Origin of the sequence: Acetobacterium sp. MES1 (genome assembly GCF_002237635.1) — a bacterium.
Classification (GTDB): domain Bacteria; phylum Bacillota; class Clostridia; order Eubacteriales; family Eubacteriaceae; genus Acetobacterium; species Acetobacterium wieringae.
Map to the genome: position 1 here is coordinate 44,163 of NZ_MJUY01000004.1, position 18,417 is coordinate 62,579.

General features: G+C 43.9%; 14 protein-coding genes and 1 riboswitch. Of the genes, 12 read left to right on the plus strand and 2 right to left on the minus strand.

All coding sequences use genetic code 11. The features are described from left to right. Window positions 1–203: 203 nt before the first annotated feature. The 6 genes from gpmI to BI182_RS01190 all read left to right on the plus strand — a co-directional run bounded on the left by gpmI (window position 204) and on the right by BI182_RS01190 (window position 8,941). On the plus strand, window positions 204–1,739 hold the full coding sequence (gpmI, locus tag BI182_RS01165) for a 2,3-bisphosphoglycerate-independent phosphoglycerate mutase (RefSeq protein WP_286804956.1): 1,536 nt from the start codon (window positions 204–206) through the stop codon (window positions 1,737–1,739). A 125-nt stretch (window positions 1,740–1,864) separates the two neighbouring features. Continuing rightward, on the plus strand, window positions 1,865–2,095 hold the full coding sequence (gene secG / locus BI182_RS01170; protein ID WP_070370159.1) for a preprotein translocase subunit SecG: 231 nt from the start codon (window positions 1,865–1,867) through the stop codon (window positions 2,093–2,095). 49 nt (window positions 2,096–2,144) lie between these two features. Next, window positions 2,145–4,115: a sodium-translocating pyrophosphatase gene (locus BI182_RS01175; protein WP_228882231.1), complete on the plus strand. Its 1,971-nt coding sequence runs from the start codon at window positions 2,145–2,147 to the stop codon at window positions 4,113–4,115. Window positions 4,116–4,335: 220 nt separating this feature from the next. Beyond that, entirely contained in the window at window positions 4,336–4,986 is a 651-nt protein-coding gene (locus BI182_RS01180; RefSeq protein WP_070370161.1) for a hypothetical protein, read from the plus strand. Window positions 4,987–5,001: 15 nt separating this feature from the next. Beyond that, window positions 5,002–7,605: an ATP-dependent chaperone ClpB gene (gene clpB, locus BI182_RS01185; protein WP_286804960.1), complete on the plus strand. Its 2,604-nt coding sequence runs from the start codon at window positions 5,002–5,004 to the stop codon at window positions 7,603–7,605. A 238-nt stretch (window positions 7,606–7,843) separates the two neighbouring features. Beyond that, window positions 7,844–8,941, plus strand: coding sequence for a glycerol dehydrogenase (locus tag BI182_RS01190; protein ID WP_286804962.1), 1,098 nt, complete (start codon window positions 7,844–7,846; stop codon window positions 8,939–8,941). Between the two features lie 88 nt (window positions 8,942–9,029). On the opposite strand, the gene BI182_RS01195 is transcribed toward BI182_RS01190, so the two are convergent. Then, entirely contained in the window at window positions 9,030–10,049 is a 1,020-nt protein-coding gene (locus BI182_RS01195; RefSeq protein ID WP_286804964.1) for an aldo/keto reductase, read from the minus strand. 197 nt (window positions 10,050–10,246) lie between these two features. Between BI182_RS01195 and BI182_RS01200 the strand changes: the two genes are divergently transcribed. Further along, window positions 10,247–11,584, plus strand: coding sequence for a glucose-6-phosphate isomerase (locus BI182_RS01200; protein ID WP_286804966.1), 1,338 nt, complete (start codon window positions 10,247–10,249; stop codon window positions 11,582–11,584). Between the two features lie 189 nt (window positions 11,585–11,773). After that, window positions 11,774–11,849, plus strand: a riboswitch (cyclic di-GMP riboswitch). 27 nt (window positions 11,850–11,876) lie between these two features. Next, on the plus strand, window positions 11,877–13,382 hold the full coding sequence (locus BI182_RS01205) for a putative bifunctional diguanylate cyclase/phosphodiesterase (protein ID WP_286804968.1): 1,506 nt from the start codon (window positions 11,877–11,879) through the stop codon (window positions 13,380–13,382). A 41-nt stretch (window positions 13,383–13,423) separates the two neighbouring features. Here the strand turns inward: BI182_RS01205 and BI182_RS01210 are convergent, their stop codons facing one another. Then, window positions 13,424–13,882, minus strand: coding sequence for a LiaF domain-containing protein (locus tag BI182_RS01210; protein ID WP_148637539.1), 459 nt, complete (start codon window positions 13,880–13,882; stop codon window positions 13,424–13,426). Between the two features lie 179 nt (window positions 13,883–14,061). Here BI182_RS01210 and BI182_RS01215 point away from each other — a divergent pair, with 179 nt between their 5' ends. The 4 genes from BI182_RS01215 to BI182_RS01230 all read left to right on the plus strand — a co-directional run bounded on the left by BI182_RS01215 (window position 14,062) and on the right by BI182_RS01230 (window position 18,372). Beyond that, complete coding sequence (locus BI182_RS01215) at window positions 14,062–14,568, plus strand: HD domain-containing protein (protein ID WP_070370168.1); 507 nt, start codon at window positions 14,062–14,064, stop codon at window positions 14,566–14,568. Window positions 14,569–14,633: 65 nt separating this feature from the next. Continuing rightward, window positions 14,634–15,827, plus strand: a complete 1,194-nt coding sequence (locus BI182_RS01220) for an isocitrate/isopropylmalate family dehydrogenase (protein ID WP_148637540.1) — start codon at window positions 14,634–14,636, stop codon at window positions 15,825–15,827. A 191-nt stretch (window positions 15,828–16,018) separates the two neighbouring features. After that, a complete protein-coding gene (gene pap / locus BI182_RS01225; RefSeq protein ID WP_228882227.1) occupies window positions 16,019–17,500 on the plus strand; it encodes a polyphosphate:AMP phosphotransferase in 1,482 nt (493 codons plus the stop codon). Window positions 17,501–17,910: 410 nt separating this feature from the next. Continuing rightward, the gene (locus BI182_RS01230; protein WP_070370171.1) at window positions 17,911–18,372 is read left to right on the plus strand and encodes an Lrp/AsnC family transcriptional regulator; all 462 of its coding nucleotides are present in this window, start codon (window positions 17,911–17,913) and stop codon (window positions 18,370–18,372) included. The last annotated feature ends 45 nt before the right edge of the window (window positions 18,373–18,417 follow it).

Genomic DNA, 18,417 nt, shown 5'->3' on the forward strand with positions numbered 1-18,417 from the left:
GCGGGCGATTACTAATCGCCCCTACTAACTAAAAATTTATTGCGATGCCTAACTGATACTCAAACGTCATGCATTATTTCGTAGGGGCGATCATTGATCGCCCGAAACGTCGATGAAATTTCAAACGAACGGAAGTGAACAATGATCGCTTTGATGTCAGTTTTTTATGGAGATAAAATATTTCAACCGAAAGGTGTGATCATATGAATAAAAATTTAACGGCCCTGATTATTCTGGATGGCTACGGTTTTACCAGATGTACCGAGGGCAATGCTGTTGAACAGGCCCAAACTCCGTTTCTTGACACCATCTCCCGGGACTGCCCGCATACCCTCATCACTGCCAGTGGCCTTGGCGTTGGTCTGCCCGAAGGTCAGATGGGTAATTCTGAAGTCGGTCATTTAAACCTGGGTGCTGGCCGGATCGTGTATCAGGAATTGACTCGGATTACCAAGTCCATCGAAGATGGCGATTTTTTTACCAATGAAGCGTTTCTGGCTGGGATTAAATCGGCCAAACAAAAGGGGGGTGCCCTACACCTGATGGGTCTGTTGTCTGATGGTGGGGTGCACAGTCATGAATGTCATCTCTACGCCTTATTGAATCTGGCCAAAAAACAGGGATTAGATCGGGTTTATGTGCACTGTCTGATGGATGGCCGGGATACGGCTCCTGACAGTGGCCTGGGCCATGTCAAGTCATTGGAAGCCAAGATGGCTGAATTGGGAGTCGGCAAAATTGCCACCATCATGGGTCGTTACTATGCCATGGATCGGGACAATCGCTGGGATCGGGTCGAAAAAGCCTATGATGCCATGACCGTGGGTACTGGCAACCATGCCGCCTCAGCCGTCCAAGTCATGGAAGAAACCTATGCTGCCAAGATAACTGACGAGTTTGTGCTGCCGACGATTATTGACACGACCGAAGATAAAACCATTAAGGCCAATGATACCATCATCTTCTTTAATTTCCGTCCCGACCGGGCCAGAGAACTTACCCGGGCTTTTATCGATCCGGAGTTTAAGGAATTTGAGCGTAAAACCGGCTATCTGGGGCTTTATTATGTGACTATGACCCAATACGATAAGTCTTTTGAAAATGTCGCAATTGCTTATAAACCGGTGACGATTGACAATACCCTCGGCGAATATCTCAGTAATCTGGGTATTTCCCAACTGCGTATTGCCGAAACCGAAAAGTACGCCCATGTCACCTATTTCTTCAATGGCGGTCTGGAAAAACAATATCCGCTGGAAGACCGGATTCTGGTACCGTCCCCTCACGTAGCTACCTATGACCTGCAGCCGGAAATGAGTGCCTATGAAGTGGCCGATAAAGCTGTAGCGGCCGTTGAAAGCGAGAAGTATCAGTTGATGATTCTTAACTTTGCCAATGCCGACATGGTCGGACATACTGGCATTTTCGAAGCGGCCGAAAAGGCAGTGGAAGTGGTGGATGCCTGTGCCAAAAAAGTCATCGATGCGATTCTGGCAAAAGGGGGGAAGGTGATCGTCACTGCCGATCACGGCAATGCCGAAAAAATGATCGACTACGAAACCCACATGCCGTTTACGGCCCATACCTCCAACCAGGTTAAGTGTTTTCTACTGGGTGATGGCGATGTTGCCTTGCGAGACGACGGTCGTCTGGCAGATGTGGCCCCGACGCTACTGGATCTGATGGGGCTGGCTAAACCGGCCCAAATGACCGGAGAAACCCTGATTAAGGAAAAATAAAGCAAAAATGCAAAAACTGTGACCGTTTACATAGGAAAAGTCTCGATTGGGACTTTTTTTATGATTGAAAATGTTTTTTGGTTATGATATTATAACGTGCACGATTATTTACGGAGGTGATACTAATGAAAGAAGCTTTACTGGTCGTTTTACTGATTTCCAGCTTGGTTCTGATTGCAGCAATACTGTTGTCGCCAGGAAAAACAGCCGGGATGTCAGGAGCCATCGCAGGTGGTGCTGAGACCTTATTTGGAAAGAAAAAAGCCAAGGGATTTGAGGGTGTTTTAGAAAAAGCAACCAAAATCTCAGGTGTTTTATTCATGTTGTCGGCATTCGTTTATTCAATCGTATCATAACAGGCATCAGATTTAGAGGGATGCAAAAACTTACAGGGGGAAATTGAGAATGGAATTATTGTTTCTGGCTCCAGCCATTGGAGTCGTGGCGTTGCTTGTTGCGCTTATTTTTGCAAAACGCGTAACTGCAGTTGATGCCGGTACAGACAGAATGAAAGAGATCGCTGGTTATATCCACGAAGGTGCGATGGCATTTTTAAAACGTGAATATAAAATGATCGCAATTTTTATCGCTGTCTTATTTATTATTTTAACCGTTACACCTGGTTTGGGGATTATGACTGCAGTCTGTTTCCTGGTTGGGGCTATTTTTTCAATCCTGGCCGGATTCTTTGGGATGCAGGTAGCCACAAAAGCCAATGTCAGAACTGCCAATGCTGCTAAAACCAGCGGGATGAATAAAGCCCTTTCAGTGGCTTTTTCCGGTGGTGCGGTTATGGGTATGTGTGTAGTTGGTTTGGGCCTTCTGGGTGTTAGTGCACTCTACTTACTATTTGGCGATGTTACTATTGTAACCGGTTTTGGTCTGGGTGCTTCTTCAATTGCATTATTCGGTCGTGTTGGCGGTGGTATCTATACCAAAGCAGCTGACGTTGGTGCGGACCTGGTTGGTAAGGTTGAAGCTGGTATTCCGGAAGATGACCCGCGTAACCCGGCAGTTATCGCTGATAACGTCGGTGACAACGTTGGTGACGTCGCTGGGATGGGATCAGATTTATTTGAATCATATGTCGGTTCAATTATCTCGGCCATCACTTTGGGTGCATTAGCACTTGATGGTTTTGATGGGATTTTATTCCCTATGCTGTTAGCCGCCGTTGGTATTTTTGCTTCAATTATTGGTTCTTTCTTTGTTCGTGGTAAAGAGGGTGGTAATCCGCAACGCGCTCTGGACATGGGTACCTATGTCAGTGGAATTTTGGTTGTGATTGCGTCTTACTTCCTGTCTAACTATTTTACTGGTGGAGCTTCAGCATTTATTGCGATCGTTGCCGGTTTAGCAGTTGGGATTATTATTGGTAAATTAACCGAGTATTATACATCAGAACACTATAAACCGGTTCAGCACATTGCCCAGCAATCGGAAACTGGTCCAGCTACCACCATTATTAGTGGTTTGGGCGTGGGGATGAAATCCACCATGTTTCCAATCTTAGCCATGGCAGTCGCAATTTTTGTAGCCTATGCTTCGTTTGGTCTTTTTGGTATTGCGCTGGCAGCGGTTGGGATGCTGTCTACTTGCGGCATGACCATTGCTGTTGATGCGTATGGCCCGATTGCTGATAATGCCGGTGGGATTGCCGAAATGGCTGAAATGCCAAAAGAAGTGCGTCAAATCACCGATAAACTGGATGCCGTTGGAAACACCACAGCTGCTATCGGTAAAGGTTTTGCGATTGGTTCGGCAGCGTTGACTGCATTGGCGTTGTTTGCATCCTATGCTCAAACCGTTGGTTTAGAGAGCATTGATATCTTAAACCCCAATGTTATCATCGGGATGTTTATCGGTGGGATGCTGCCATTTTTGTTCTCAGCTCTAACCATGGAAGCAGTTGGTTCTGCGGCTAATGAAATGATCGAAGAAGTGCGTCGTCAGTTCCGGGAATTCCCAGGCATTATGGCAGGTACCGAAAAACCGGATTATGCCAAATGTGTGGATATTTCTACAGCTGCAGCTTTAAAACAGATGATTGTACCGGGTTTAATGGCCGTGGCTGCTCCTTTGGCCATGGGTCTGATTCTGGGTGCAGATGCCTTAGGCGGTTTGTTAGCTGGCGCTTTGGTTACCGGGGTATTGATGGCCATCTTTATGGCGAATGCCGGTGGTGCCTGGGATAATGCCAAGAAATTCATTGAAGGTGGCGCCCATGGTGGAAAAGGCAGTGATGCCCATAAAGCCGCTGTTGTTGGTGATACTGTTGGTGATCCGTTTAAAGATACTTCTGGACCATCGATCAATATCTTAATCAAATTGATGACCATCGTATCATTAGTATTTGCTCCATTATTCTTAATCTAATAAAAAAATAATCTTTCCGTAAAAAAAAGAACCTGAATGCCAGACGGCATTCAGGTTCTTTTTGGGTTGGGGCTGAGGTTAAGGGTAAAATAATTGGGTATGCAGTAATAGAAATAAACTTAAATAAAGCTGAGCAAAACAAAAAATGTAATTTAAAATACATAAATAGATTGACGAATTAAATTTATAATACTATAATTTATTTAAAAGGAGTGATGATATGATAAAAAGTGTATACAGTTTAATGCTATTCGATGAAATAGTTGAGAAGATAGATCAAATCGCCTATGAAAATAATACCAACCGCTCCCAACTGATCAATGATATCCTGGCCGAAAAAATCGGACTGGTGACCCCGGAACAAAAAATTCAGAAAATCCTGGAACAGCTGGATGAAAACTTCAGTGATACCCTGTCAGTGAGCCAAATTAATAAAAACTCCAGTATCCAATTCGGCAAAAGTCTGAAATATAAGTATCGCCCCAAGGTTCGTTACAGCTATGAATTTATCAGCAGTAAGCGGGGCAAGTATGCAGTACTGAAAATCAGCTCCCGAACCAAATCTGAGAATTTAAATGATCATTTTGACGAGTTTTTCAAGCTGATTGCTGACATTGAAAAAGCGCAGCAGGGAGATCATCGGGATTTAGTAGAAAATTTGACAAATCATAAGTTTATTCGGGCGTTTGAGGATGAGGCGGAGTTGACCCAGGATATTGAAACGGTCACTGATAATCTGACCCGTTATCTAAAAATGATTGACCGGGCCATGAACGTCTATTTTTCGAAGGTTGATGAAGCCGGGGTTAAAGATCTCACCAATCTTCTGGAGAACATTTATCGTGAAGATTATAAAAAAAATAACCAATAAAAAAGAGGTACAATTATGGATATGAATTTATTCACCCAAAAATCATTAGAAGCAATCAAAACGGCAGAACTGATCGCCGGAGAATACAACCACATGGAAATCGAGCCGGAACATATGCTGATGGGGTTGATCACTCAGGAAAACGGAGTGGTCGGACGGATCTTTGACCGGCTGGGTAAGAATTCCCACACCATTGCCGAAGAACTGCGTCGGGAAATCGGCAAAATGCCCAGTGTTTCCGGCCCCGGTCGGGAACAGGGAAAGGTCTACATCAGCAGTGACACCGATAAGGTTTTAAACGAATCCTATAAAGAAGCAAAAAAACTGGACGACCAGTATATTTCGGTGGAGTGTATCCTACTGGCGCTATACAGTCTCGGTAAAAAGTCCAAGGCTGTGGAAATACTGGAACGTTACGGCATTATCAAAAAAGAAGTCGAAAATATTCTAAAAGAAGTGCGAGGCGGTCAGCGGGTGGTTAACGACCATCCTGAGGTTACTTATGAAGCCCTCAGCCAATATGGTCACGATCTGGTCCAGGATGCCATTGATAACAAACTTGATCCGGTTATTGGTCGGGACGCTGAAATCCGTCATGCGATTCGGATCTTAAGCCGCAAAACCAAGAACAATCCGGTCTTGATTGGGGAACCGGGGGTCGGTAAAACGGCTATCGTCGAAGGTCTGGCAATGCGAATTGTAGCCGGTGATGTACCGGAAGGTCTTAAAGACAAACGAATTATTGCCCTGGATCTGGGGGCCCTGGTGGCTGGCGCCAAATACCGCGGTGAATTTGAAGAACGGCTTAAAGCGGTTTTAAAAGAGGTGGTCGACAGCAACGGCGAAATCGTCCTGTTTATTGACGAGCTTCATAATATTGTTGGTGCCGGTAAAACTGAAGGCGCCATGGATGCTGGCAATATGCTAAAACCAATGCTGGCAAGAGGGGAACTCCATTGTATTGGGGCCACCACCCTGGACGAATACCGTCAGTATATTGAGAAAGACCCGGCGCTGGAACGCCGCTTCCAACCGGTGCTGGTGGACGAGCCGACTGTGGAAGACACCATTTCAATTCTTAGAGGCTTAAAAGATACCTATGAACGTTACCATGGCGTCCAGATTCTTGACACCGCTTTAGTGGCAGCAGCTACCTTGTCCAACCGCTATATCTCGGACCGGTTTTTGCCGGATAAAGCCATCGATCTGATTGATGAAGCCTGTGCCAAGATCCGCACCGAAATGGACTCCATGCCGGAGGAAATGGATGAGGTGCGCCGTAAGATGATGCAGTTGGAAATTGAAGAAGTGGCCCTCAAAAAAGAAAAAGATACACTCAGCAAAGAACGGCTGGAACGACTCCAAAAAGAACTGGTGGAATATAAAGAGCGCTTTAACACCATGAGTATGCAATGGGAAAACGAAAAGCAGTCAGCCGATACGCTAAAAGCCCTCCAGGAAGAACTCAATCAGCTCACCTACGAGCGGGAAAAAGCCATTCGCGAAGGGGACTACCGCAAAGCCTCCGAATTGGAATATGGCTTAATTCCCGAAAAAGCCGCTAAAATTGAGGAGATCAAACGAAAAGCTGATGAAAAAGGCGATGAAGACAGTCTCAAGCGTGAAAAAGTTACCGAGGAAGAAATCGCTGAAATCATCTCCGATTGGACCAATATCCCCCTTAGTAAGCTGGTCTCAGGCGAGCGGGAAAAACTACTGGCTTTGGAAGATACCTTAAAACAACGGGTTATTGGTCAGGAAGAACCAATCCTGAAAGTGGTTGATGCCATTATCCGTTCCCGGGCCGGGATTAAAAACCCCAACAGCCCGATTGGCAGCTTTCTGTTTCTGGGCCCCACCGGGGTCGGGAAAACCGAGCTGGCCAAGGCGGTTGCCGCCACCCTCTTTGACAGCGAAGAAAATATGATCCGGATTGACATGAGTGAGTACATGGAAAAATTTTCGGTATCCCGCCTAATCGGGGCACCTCCGGGATATGTTGGTTATGAAGAAGGTGGACAGCTCACCGAAGCAGTTCGTCGCAAACCCTATAGTGTAATTTTGCTGGATGAGATTGAAAAAGCCCATAAAGATGTTTTTAATATCCTGCTACAGATCCTCGATGATGGCCGGATTACTGATTCCCAGGGGCGCACCGTCGATTTTAAAAACACCATCATCATCATGACCTCCAACATCGGTTCGGAATATTTACTGGAAGGGATCAATACGTCTGGTGAAATTACCGAAGAAACAGAGGCGGCTGTGATGGAATTATTAAAGAGCTATTTCCGACCGGAGTTTTTAAATCGAATTGATGAAATTGTGCTTTACAAACCACTCAACAAGAAAGCGATCAGCCAGATTGTCACCCTGCTTTTAAACGATTTGCAAAAACGCCTGGAAGAACGCCGCATCACGGTTACGCTGACTAAGGAAGCGATCGATGCCGTTATCGACATGGGTTTTGACCCGGCCTATGGGGCCCGACCGCTGAAACGCTACCTGCAAAAACACATCGAAACCATGGTTGGTAAAGAAATTATCAAGGGCAATGTCCACGAAGGTCAGGCTATTACCATCGATGTCGATCCCAACGGGGAATTCTATATGGCCTAAAGTAAAAGAGATCAACTGACCCGCTTCGGGTTGGTTGGTCTTTTTTTGGTGCAGGATGCTTGATTGAAATAGTTATAGCTTGGAACAAAAAATTACCAATTGCATTAAGAACCGGTTAAAAAAATAAAATCAGACCAGAAATAGTATCAGCGCTGGCCTGTTTTTTTTAGATGATAACGAATTCATAGCTGGAATTATTTGATATAATAATAACGAAAAAAATTTTCGGAGGTAGAAAATGCAAAAGATTATTATGTCTCCCAGCCGTTATGTTCAAGGTGCCGGAGAAGTTGGTAAATTGCCGGAACATGTTGGAAAATTTGGAACATCTGCGCTTGTTTTAATGAGCGGCACCATGATGCGAACCAAAGCGGAGGAATTGAAAGCCAGTTTCGAAGCAGCGGGAATTAAATTCACGCCCGAAAAGTTTAACGGTGAGTGTTCAAAGGTTGAAATTGCCCGTCTCCAGGAAATCGTCAAAGCCCAAGGTTGTGACGTGGTTGTTGGTATTGGTGGCGGAAAAACCCTGGATACAGCCAAAGCGACAGCCCATTATGAAAAACTGCCAGTCGTGATTGCACCATCCATTGCTTCCACTGATGCGCCCTGTTCAGCTTTATCCGTTATTTATACCGAAGACGGCGTTTTTGATGAATATCTGGTTCTACCTAAAAACCCTGAGATTGTCGTGATGGATACTGACATCATCAAAGCGGCTCCAGCCCGACTTTTTGTCGCTGGGATGGGAGACGCATTGGCTACCTATTTTGAAGCCCAGGCCACCGTGGTTTCCAACGGAACCACCATGTCAGGTGCACATCCGACTAAATCCGCTTTGGCTTTGGCAAAATTATGCTATGATATTTTAATTGAAGATGGCTTGAAAGCAAAGCTGGCGGTTGAAGCGGCAAGCTGTACTCCGGCGGTGGAAAATGTTATTGAAGCCAATACCTACCTCAGCGGGGTTGGGTTTGAAAGTGGCGGCCTGGCTGCTTGTCATGCCATACATAACGGTTTAACCGTATTACCGGAGTGCCACCATATGTATCATGGTGAAAAAGTTGCCTTCGGAACCCTGGTTCAATTGGTGATGGAAAACCGCTCCATGGAAGATATTGAAGAAGTGATTGATTTCTGTTTATCTGTTGGCTTGCCAATTACGCTGGGTGAACTCGGGTGCACCGAACCAACCCCGGAAAAAATCATGGCAGTGGCAGTTGCAGCGACAGATCCTGCCGAAACGATTCATAATATGCCTTTTGATGTCGATGCCGACACCGTATACGCTGCGATTATGGCAGCCGATGCCTTGGGTCGCTTATACCTGTGTGACTAAGAAAGCAAAATATATGAAAATAAAAAAGGTCACAATCTCACCAGTTGGGGGATTGTGGCCTTTTTAACAGCGTTGCGGGATGGAGACACTAGAGCAGCGGGTCAAACAGGTCTCGGGTTTTTTTGAGCATATCCCGGATGGGCAGATCATAGGGACACCGGGGTTCGCATTCGCCGCACTGGATACAGTCTGACGCATTGGCAACAAAGCTGCGATAACGATCCAGGGCCCATTCCTCAAGATCGTAGCGGCGGTAATAACCTTCAACAATAAACTGCATTGGGATGTCAATGCCCTGGGGACAGGGGGCGCAATAACCGCAACGGCGACAGAATGTTTTTCCCAGTGCCTTGGCATCGGCTTCAAGGGTTTCTCGTTCGTCATCGGTCAGCGGCACAAAATCGTTGCCGACTCGGGTATTTTTTAGAACCTGTTTGACTGAATCCATGCCAGGGATCAATACTGAAATATTGGGATTTTCAGCTACCCAGCGCAGGGCGTAATTAGCGTGGATAAAAGCGCCGCCAGCCAGTGGTTTCATAATAATGACCCCGACATTTTTTGATTTGGCTTTTTCAAAGAGCGGTCCGCCACGGTTTTCGACAATATTATAAGGAAACTGAATGGTCTCAAATTTATCCTCATCCAGAGCACGATCGAGAACTTCATAAGAGTGGGAGGTAATGCCGATATGTTTAATCAGCCCCTGTTTTTTACAGTCGACCAGCGCATCATATCCACCCCCGGGGCTCATAATAGTTTCATAATCGGTCATCGTTTTGGCATTATGGAACTGATACAAATCGATGGTATCGGTTTGTAACTCGGCCAGACTGGTTTTAACATCAGCCATTACCTCATCATAGCTGAGTTTTGGGGTTTTTGTAGCCAGGTAAAAATGTTCCCGACCCCATTGTTTCAATGCTTCCCCGATCATTTCTTCACTGTTGGTGTAAGCTCTGGCAGTGTCAATAAAATTAACGCCTTCTTCAATAAGGTTTTCAACAATTTCGTCAACTTCCCATTGGTTACAGCGTTGGATTGGAATGCCACCAAAGCCAATAAGGGATACTTCTAATCCGGTTTGTCCCAGTACTCGCGTTTCCATTTTACACCTCTTCTTTTCTTGGTTTTGCCCATTTTATCATATCAAATCACAAAAGTCATCTGTTATGCGGGAATTGGCTCAAAGATCCGTTGCATTTCAACTTTCTTTCAGGTTGGTAGATGAACATTAATTGACACTCCAATCGCTGATGGTGTAAAATGAAACTATGTTAATAGTTAAGAAAGAAGGTAAGAATTATGAGTATTCGTTTCGATCTCTCTTATGCAAATATAGATTCCAGTGAGTTTGAAAGCCGCTATCAACAGTTGGCTCAAGCCAATGATGACTTGAACAATAAAACTGGGGTGGGCAATGATTTTCTGGGCTGGGTGGACTATCCGATCAAATATGATCAGGATGAATTTGTCCGGATTAAAGAGGCCGCCGAAAAAATTAAAGAGCGTTGCGATGCGTTGGTGGTGATTGGTATCGGTGGTTCCTATTTAGGCGCAAAAGCAGTCATTACAGCCCTGACCAGCCCTTTTTATAATGAAGAACCCCGAGCAGTACGAAAAGCCCCTAAAATATATTTTGCCGGTCAGAATATCAGTGGAAAATATCTGGAAAAGTTGCTGGCACTGCTTGCGGATCAGGATGTCTGTGTCAATGTTATTTCGAAATCCGGGACAACCACGGAACCGGCCATCGCCTTTCGGTTTTTCAAACAGTTTTTGGAAGATAAGTATGGCAAAGCGGGGGCACAGGAGCGGATCTTTGTGACAACGGATGCCGCCCGGGGAGCCTTAAAGTTTATGGCTGATGAAGAAGGCTACGAAACCTTCGTGATTCCCGATGATATTGGCGGTCGTTACTCCGTTTATACCGCCGTCGGTTTGCTGCCCATTGCAGCAGCGGGGATTGATATTGATGCGCTGATGGACGGTGGAAAATCTGGCTATGAGGAGTATAACAAACCGGAGTTTGAAAAAAACCCCTGTTTCCAATATGCATTGTATCGGAATGTCCTTTACAACCGCAGCAAGAATATTGAAATATTAGTGGATTATGATCCCTCTCTGGAGTATCTGGCAGAGTGGTGGAAACAATTATTTGGTGAAAGTGACGGTAAAGATGGCAAGGGTCTTTTTCCGGCTTCGGCGCATTTTTCCACCGATCTCCATTCGCTGGGGCAGATGATTCAGGATGGTCCCAAAAACCATTTTGAAACCGTAATTGTCATCGAAGCGGATCAATCGGATCTCAAAGTTTTCCGGGACGAAAAGAATCTGGAAGGACTTAACTACCTCACCGGCTGGGAAATCGATGCTGTCAATGAAAAAGCCTTTATGGGCACCCTGCTGGCTCATGTTGATGGCGGAGTCCCCAATGGGATCATCCGACTTAAAAAACTGGATGCCTTTCATATTGGCAAACTGATTTATTTTTTCGAAAAAGCCTGTGGCTTAAATGGTTATTTACTGGGGGTTAATCCTTTTGATCAGCCCGGAGTGGAAGCCTATAAAAAGAATATGTTTGCCTTGCTGCATAAGCCTGGTTATGAAGATCTGACTGCCGAATTGGAAGAACGGCTATAGACAATCACAGCGTCCACAAAAGAATCGGCTATTCTTTGCGATAGTGGCAACGAAAGAATGAAAAATTGAATATTTAGCACACGACAGATCGTTACAATTGTGATACAATATTAAAAAAAATAATACAAATTGTCGATTAACGTTCCTGAAAAAACGCCAAAAAATATGGTTCTTCGGCATAAAAAATACTGAATTACAGGGCAAAACTGTTGTGAAATAGTGACGCAAAGCTAAAGGGACTTTCTTAAGTCAGCCAGTTACTCAAATAGATTTAACGATTTAGGAGGTAATGGTGAAGAAATATGACGAAAAAAAGTTTTTAATTCTCAGCTTTGCGTTGTTTTTTTTGGTCATGATGATGGGCTTCATTAATTTTGTGGCTTTAACTCAGGAGTCTTACGAGATAATTCTGGGGACGCTTCTCTATGGTCTGGCGTTTATGGGTCTCTTTGTGATCAGTTTAAGCAGTAATCTTGCCATCGGTACCTTTAAAAAAGAAATCCAGCGGCTTAAGCAGCTCCAGGATTTTGATTTTTTAACGGGTTGCCCCAACTGGATCACGTTTAAAAAGGAGTGTGAACGAATCCTGGACACAGATAATAGCCTTGATTATGCGATGGTTATCTTTGATATCGATAAGTTTAAGGCCATCAATGACTTATACGGGCACCAGACCGGTAATGAAATCCTCACTGCTATCGCAAAAATATTAGAAAAGTATCTCAATGAAGAAGAGCTTTTTGCCCGAATGGCCACCGATAATTTTTGTATTTTAATGAACTATGAGGGCTATGGAGAGTTTTCTCAGAGGCTGGAAAATTTAATTCGCAAAATCAATAGTTACTCTCAGAAATTCATCGTCAGCATCTCTATGGGTATCTATCTGATTGGCGAAACGGAGTTGGATATTAGTGCGCTTAGTGATCGTGCCAATATGGCAAAACGGTCGATCAAAGATAATTCCCAGATTAGCTATGCATTTTATGAAGAATCCATGCGGGTTGCACTGATTCTTGAAAATGAAATTGAAAACCGAATGGAAAAAGCATTGGCAAGTGGCGAATTTGAAGTTTATCTTCAGCCCAAATATCTGTTTTCGGACGAACAGATTATTGGTGCCGAGGCGCTGGTGCGCTGGAATGATCCCGAGCGGGGGATGCTGCCACCCAATGAATTTATTCCCTTGTTTGAAAAAAATGGGTTTGTCAAAAAAATTGATACCTATATGTTTGAAGCGGTGTGCAAGCTACTGGCCAAATGGCAAAAAGAAATGGATCAACTGACCAATATGATTATTTCGGTTAATTTTTCCCGGCTTCATCTGGAAAATATGCTGTTACCGGAAGAATTGCTGGCTATTACCAATCGTTATCAGATCGATCCTAAAATGATCGAAATTGAGCTGACCGAAGGTACGATTTTTAATAATGATGTCCAGATGGTTGAGATTATGAATCATTTAAAAGATTTTGGATTTCATATTTCCATTGATGATTTTGGTCGGGCCTATTCATCTCTCAACACCTTAAAAAACCTACCAGCGGATATTTTAAAATTGGACAAGGCTTTTTTCAGCGAATCGACGGATAATGCCCGGGGAGAGAAGATCATTACCAGTATGTTGAACATGGCCAAGGATCTGGATCTGATTACCGTGGCTGAAGGGGTGGAAACCCGGGAACAGGTGGAGTTTCTTAAAGAGAAGGGGTGCGACATTGCTCAGGGATTTTTCTATGCCAAGCCCATGAATGTGTTTGAATTTGAAGATCTTGTCAAAGAAAAACTGAAATCAGCTTAGGCTGGATTTCAGTTTTTTTAAGTGTTTATCGCAGGCGATGATTATTCTGAAGGATTTTCAAAATTCAGACCACCACAGGTAATGTCGGCAAAAACCGAGAGGGCCACTGAATGATCGGGATCGATACAAACCGTGTGATCGGCAATTCCGCCAAATTTACAGGTATCAACAATTTTTAGCCGGAAGTTGTCAGGAACAATGATGTTTAGGCCACCATTAACGATGTTGATATCCATGCGATACGCATCTTTTTCGGTGATCACCTCTGAAAAATCAAGCTGCATGCCCCCAAAGAAGGCTCCGATTTTTATGTCCTGCATCGTTTGCTTTTGGTAATCTTTCATTTTTCCGCCATAGAGAACGGCTTCATCCAGCGATTTGGGACTCTTATCCAGACTGTCTTCAAATGTTTTGGCCTTTTTTATCACACCGGCGTGATAAAGCGCCACGCTGGTGGCCAAAATAACACTGGTTCCGATGAGTATGTTTTTTATCTTCATGATTGATCCTTCCTGTTCTTTTTAATCAGTTTACCATGATTTTAAGAAGAACCGTATCTTTTTTTGTTTTTTTAAAGAACATCTCCGATAATTTTAACTAAAAATAAAGGTATTATGCTATAATATTCGAAGCATCTGTTCAGCATTGCTGAATAAATAAGAGCAAATGAAAGGTCTCAATGGAAACAAAAAAGTATTATGATGAGTTTGAAACCATTGTTGGCGATATTATAACACACAGTGAATTCCAAAAATTAAGAGAAATTGATCACCATGGCAATGGTTTGTATGAACATTCAGTCGCAGTTGGATATTACTCCTATCGCGTAGCCAGATTTTTAGGTATGGATTATGCCTCCATTGCCCGGGGCGCAACCCTCCATGATTTTTTTCTGGAGTCCTGGCAGGGAAAGGTGAAAACCGGAAAGGGCTTGGATCGAATCAAAGAGATGCATGGCTTTTCGCATCCTAAAACAGCCCTGGAAAATGCCGAAAAATATTTTGATATTGATGAACGTCAGGCCGACATGATCGTCAAGCACATGTTTCCACTGACGCCTGTTCCACCAGCAAATTTGGGCAGCTGGGTTGTGACGGCAGTGGATAAATTTGTGGCTACTCACGAACTGGTTTTTAAAAACACCCAGCCCATCAAACGGCTGAAAAGTATGATGTCCAAAGCTTAAGACACTATCTGTTGCCTTAAGAATTATATATGACCCTAATAAATTGATTTGACGGAGGATAGAACTTGATCGAAGAACAAATTGAACGCGCAAAAGCCCATTTTGGAGAGCTGATTAAAGAACAACTGACCCGCATCGAAAAAATGGCGATTCAAAAGGATTTTACTGATTTTACAACAAAAGAACAGATTATCATCGGTGTTGTCGGTGGTGATGGCATTGGGCCATTTATTACAGCTGAAGCCCAACGGGTATTGGAATTTTTATTGGCCGATGACGTTAAAACGGGCAGAATTGTCTTTAAAATCATCGACGGTTTGACCATTGAAAATCGGGCCGCCTGCGGCAAAGCGATTCCGGATGAGGTTTTAGCAGAACTCAAAACCTGTGATGTAATCTTAAAAGGACCAACAACTACCCCCCGGGAGGGTGACCCCTGGCCAAATATCGAAAGTGCCAACGTGGCGATGCGTCGAGAATTGGATTTATTTGCCAACGTTCGACCCGTATCGGTACCGGAAAAGAATATTGACTGGACCTTCTATCGGGAAAACACTGAAGGAGCTTATGCTGTTGGCAGCAAGGGCATCCATGTCAATGATGATCTTGCCATTGATTTCACCGTCACGACCCAGGAAGGTTCAGAGCGAATCATCAAGGCCGCCTTTGATTTTGCGGAAAAATCCGGTAAAAATAAAGTGACCGTAGTGACGAAAGCCAACGTTATCAAAACCACTGATGGTAAATTTTTAGATACGGCTAAAGCGATTGCCAAAAACTATCCAACTGTTGAAATGGATGACTGGTACATCGATATCATGACCGCCAAACTGGTGGATGAAAAACGACGTAGTCAGTTTAAGGTGATGGTTTTACCAAACCTCTATGGTGATATCTTAACTGATGAAGCGGCTGAGTTTCAGGGTGGTGTCGGTACGGCTGGATCAGCCAATATCGGCAAACAATATGCCATGTTCGAAGCGATTCATGGATCAGCGCCACGAATGGTGGAAGAGGGTCGGGGGCAATATGCCGATCCCTGTAGCATTATTCGGGCCGCCGGGATGTTGCTGGTGCATATTGGTTACAATGAAAAAGCTGAGCAGCTTCAAAAAGCTTTGGACATTTGCGGACTGTACGAGAAAAAACTGGTGCTCACCGGACGGGAAACAGGCGCCACGGGTTCAGAGTATGCCGACTATGTCATGGAAACTTTGTCCAATCCCAACCTGGACGCAATTTATGAAAAATTTATATAACTGATGAGGGCGTCTTTTGAGACGCCCTTTTTTTGCGGCAACGATCAGTTGGATCAACAGCGCTGCGAGCACTTAAAAAACACTCCAGAAAAACTGATACCATTGTCTGCTACTTCCATAAGCGCCTGTCACGGGGCGCTTGTGTTTGAAATGTTATCTCATACAAAATCATATTTATTTAGGAGGCTATCATGCTGGAAAAAATTGATTTAGGTGTAACAATCGACAAAGAAACCTACCGCCAGGAAAAAGAACGACTGACGGTACGGTTAGGTGAACTGCAGCGAACCCTGCACGATATGGGTATTCCTGTCTTAATTCTGTTTGAAGGCTGGGATGCAGCTGGCAAGGGAACCCTGATCAACGAATTGCTGATGCCCATGGATCCACGGTCTTTTCGGGTCCATAATTTCAAAAAGCAGGAGAGTGAGGACGAGATTTTTCGTCCGTTTTTATGGCGTTACTGGACCAAAACGCCGGAGAAAGGTCAGATCGCTATTTTTAACCGCAGTTATTACAGCGACCTGGTCTACCGCAAATCAATTGATGCCTTAAATATGCAGGGGCTGATGAAACAGGCCAATGAATTCGAGCAGGCGCTTTCGGATGATGGGATGATTATTTTTAAGTTCTTTGTTCACATCAGCAAAAAGGAACAAAAAAGACGCTTTAACAAGTTGCTGGGAAATGATGCCACAGCCTGGCGGGTAACCCCTCGGGATAAAAAAGAAAACAAGCATTATGATAAGCTCTATGAAAAGGTCAACCGGGGACTGGAGCTGACCGACAACGACTGTGCTCCCTGGGTGATTATCGAAGGCGAACAAAAAGACTATGCTCTGATCAAGGTTTTCAGTGTCCTGGAAAAACGGCTGGAAAAAGCCATCGAAACGGTCAATAAGGCCCCGGCAATTGAACTTAAACCGTTGATTCATGAAGGTGATATGCCGTTTCAGTCAAAGATTCTCGATGGCATTGTTCTTGATCAGGTCATCAGCGAAGAAGAATATCAGCGCCAGATTAAAGAAGCTCAGAAAAAAATCCGCTTGCTTCAATTCGAGCTCTATCGGCGGCGGATTCCGCTGATTGTCGGGTTTGAAGGCTGGGATGCCGGTGGCAAAGGCGGTTGCATTAAACGACTGACCAGGAACCTTGATCCCCGGGGGTATACGGTGTATCCCACTGCCAGCCCCAGTGATCTGGAACGAAAGCATCATTATCTCTGGCGTTTCTGGCGGGATATCCCCAAAAACGGTCATTTGGGGGTATGGGATCGAACCTGGTATGGTCGGGTGATGGTGGAGCCAATTGAAGGATTTTGTACCCAGGAGGAATTTGACCGGAGTTATCGGGAAATCAATGAATTTGAAAAACAGCTCTCCGATTGGGGAGCGATTGTCATTAAATTCTGGTTGCAGATTGATCAGGATGAGCAATTAAGGCGTTTCACTGGCCGGGAAGAAAACCCTGATAAAGAGTGGAAAATAACAGATGAGGATTGGCGCAACCGTGATAAATGGGAGGTGTATAAAATAGCGGTGGATGAAATGCTGCTAAAAACATCAACGGTCAATGCACCCTGGATTATCGTCGAAGCCCAGAATAAGTATTACGCCCGGATTAAGGTGCTCAATGAAACCATTGCCGCCATCGAAAAACGCTTGAATGATTAACAGGATACCTGGTATAGCGAGAGCATAACCACAATAAATGATAAAACCTCAACCCCGTCACGCCTCTCCATGGTGATCGCTGGACAGGCGTGACAAAATTGTGACATGAAATAAAAAAATAATGAACAAAACAATTATTTATACGACTATTTGGATATTCATACTAAAATTATCCGGGCCTTGGAAATAGTTTTTTAAGTTTTTTTAAATTTTACCTCAGTTTTTCAATGGGATGCTAGAAATAATTAAAAAATTTAAGTGCGGGAACGTTTTGCAACCAGCTTTTATTAATCATTTAAAGTAATTTATTCTTATGACAAAAGGATCTATTGTTATTCATTGAAAACGTTTAATTTACTTGAAAATTCGGATATAATGAGCTCAATAATTTTAGTGGAAAGGAGTTTTAGATGGATTCAATTGATATTGAAATCCTCAAGCTACTGCAAAAAAATGCCAGAGTAACGGCTTCAGATATAGCGAATGAAGTCAGCCTGTCCGTTCCGGCAGTCAGCGAACGCATCAAAAAATTAGATTCTTCCGGCATCATTCAACAGTACACCATTATTATTTCAACCCAGCGAATGAACAAAAACCTGGTTGCCTATATGTTCATATCGCTTAAGCATCCCAACTATATTGAGGGATTTATCGAATTGGTGAAAAAGGAACATGAAATTATCGAATGTGATTATCTGGCCGGAGATTATGATTATTTAATTAAAATTATTACCAAAGATACCCAAAGTCTGGAAGCGGTGCTCAATCGCATTAAAACAGTTCCCGGGGTACAAAAAACAAAAACGATTGTAACCCTATCAACTGTTAAGAATACATACTCCATTCTTCCAACTGAAGATATGGATGTGTAACGATTAAAAAAACAGATCACAAATTTATATTAAAAAAACAGGAGG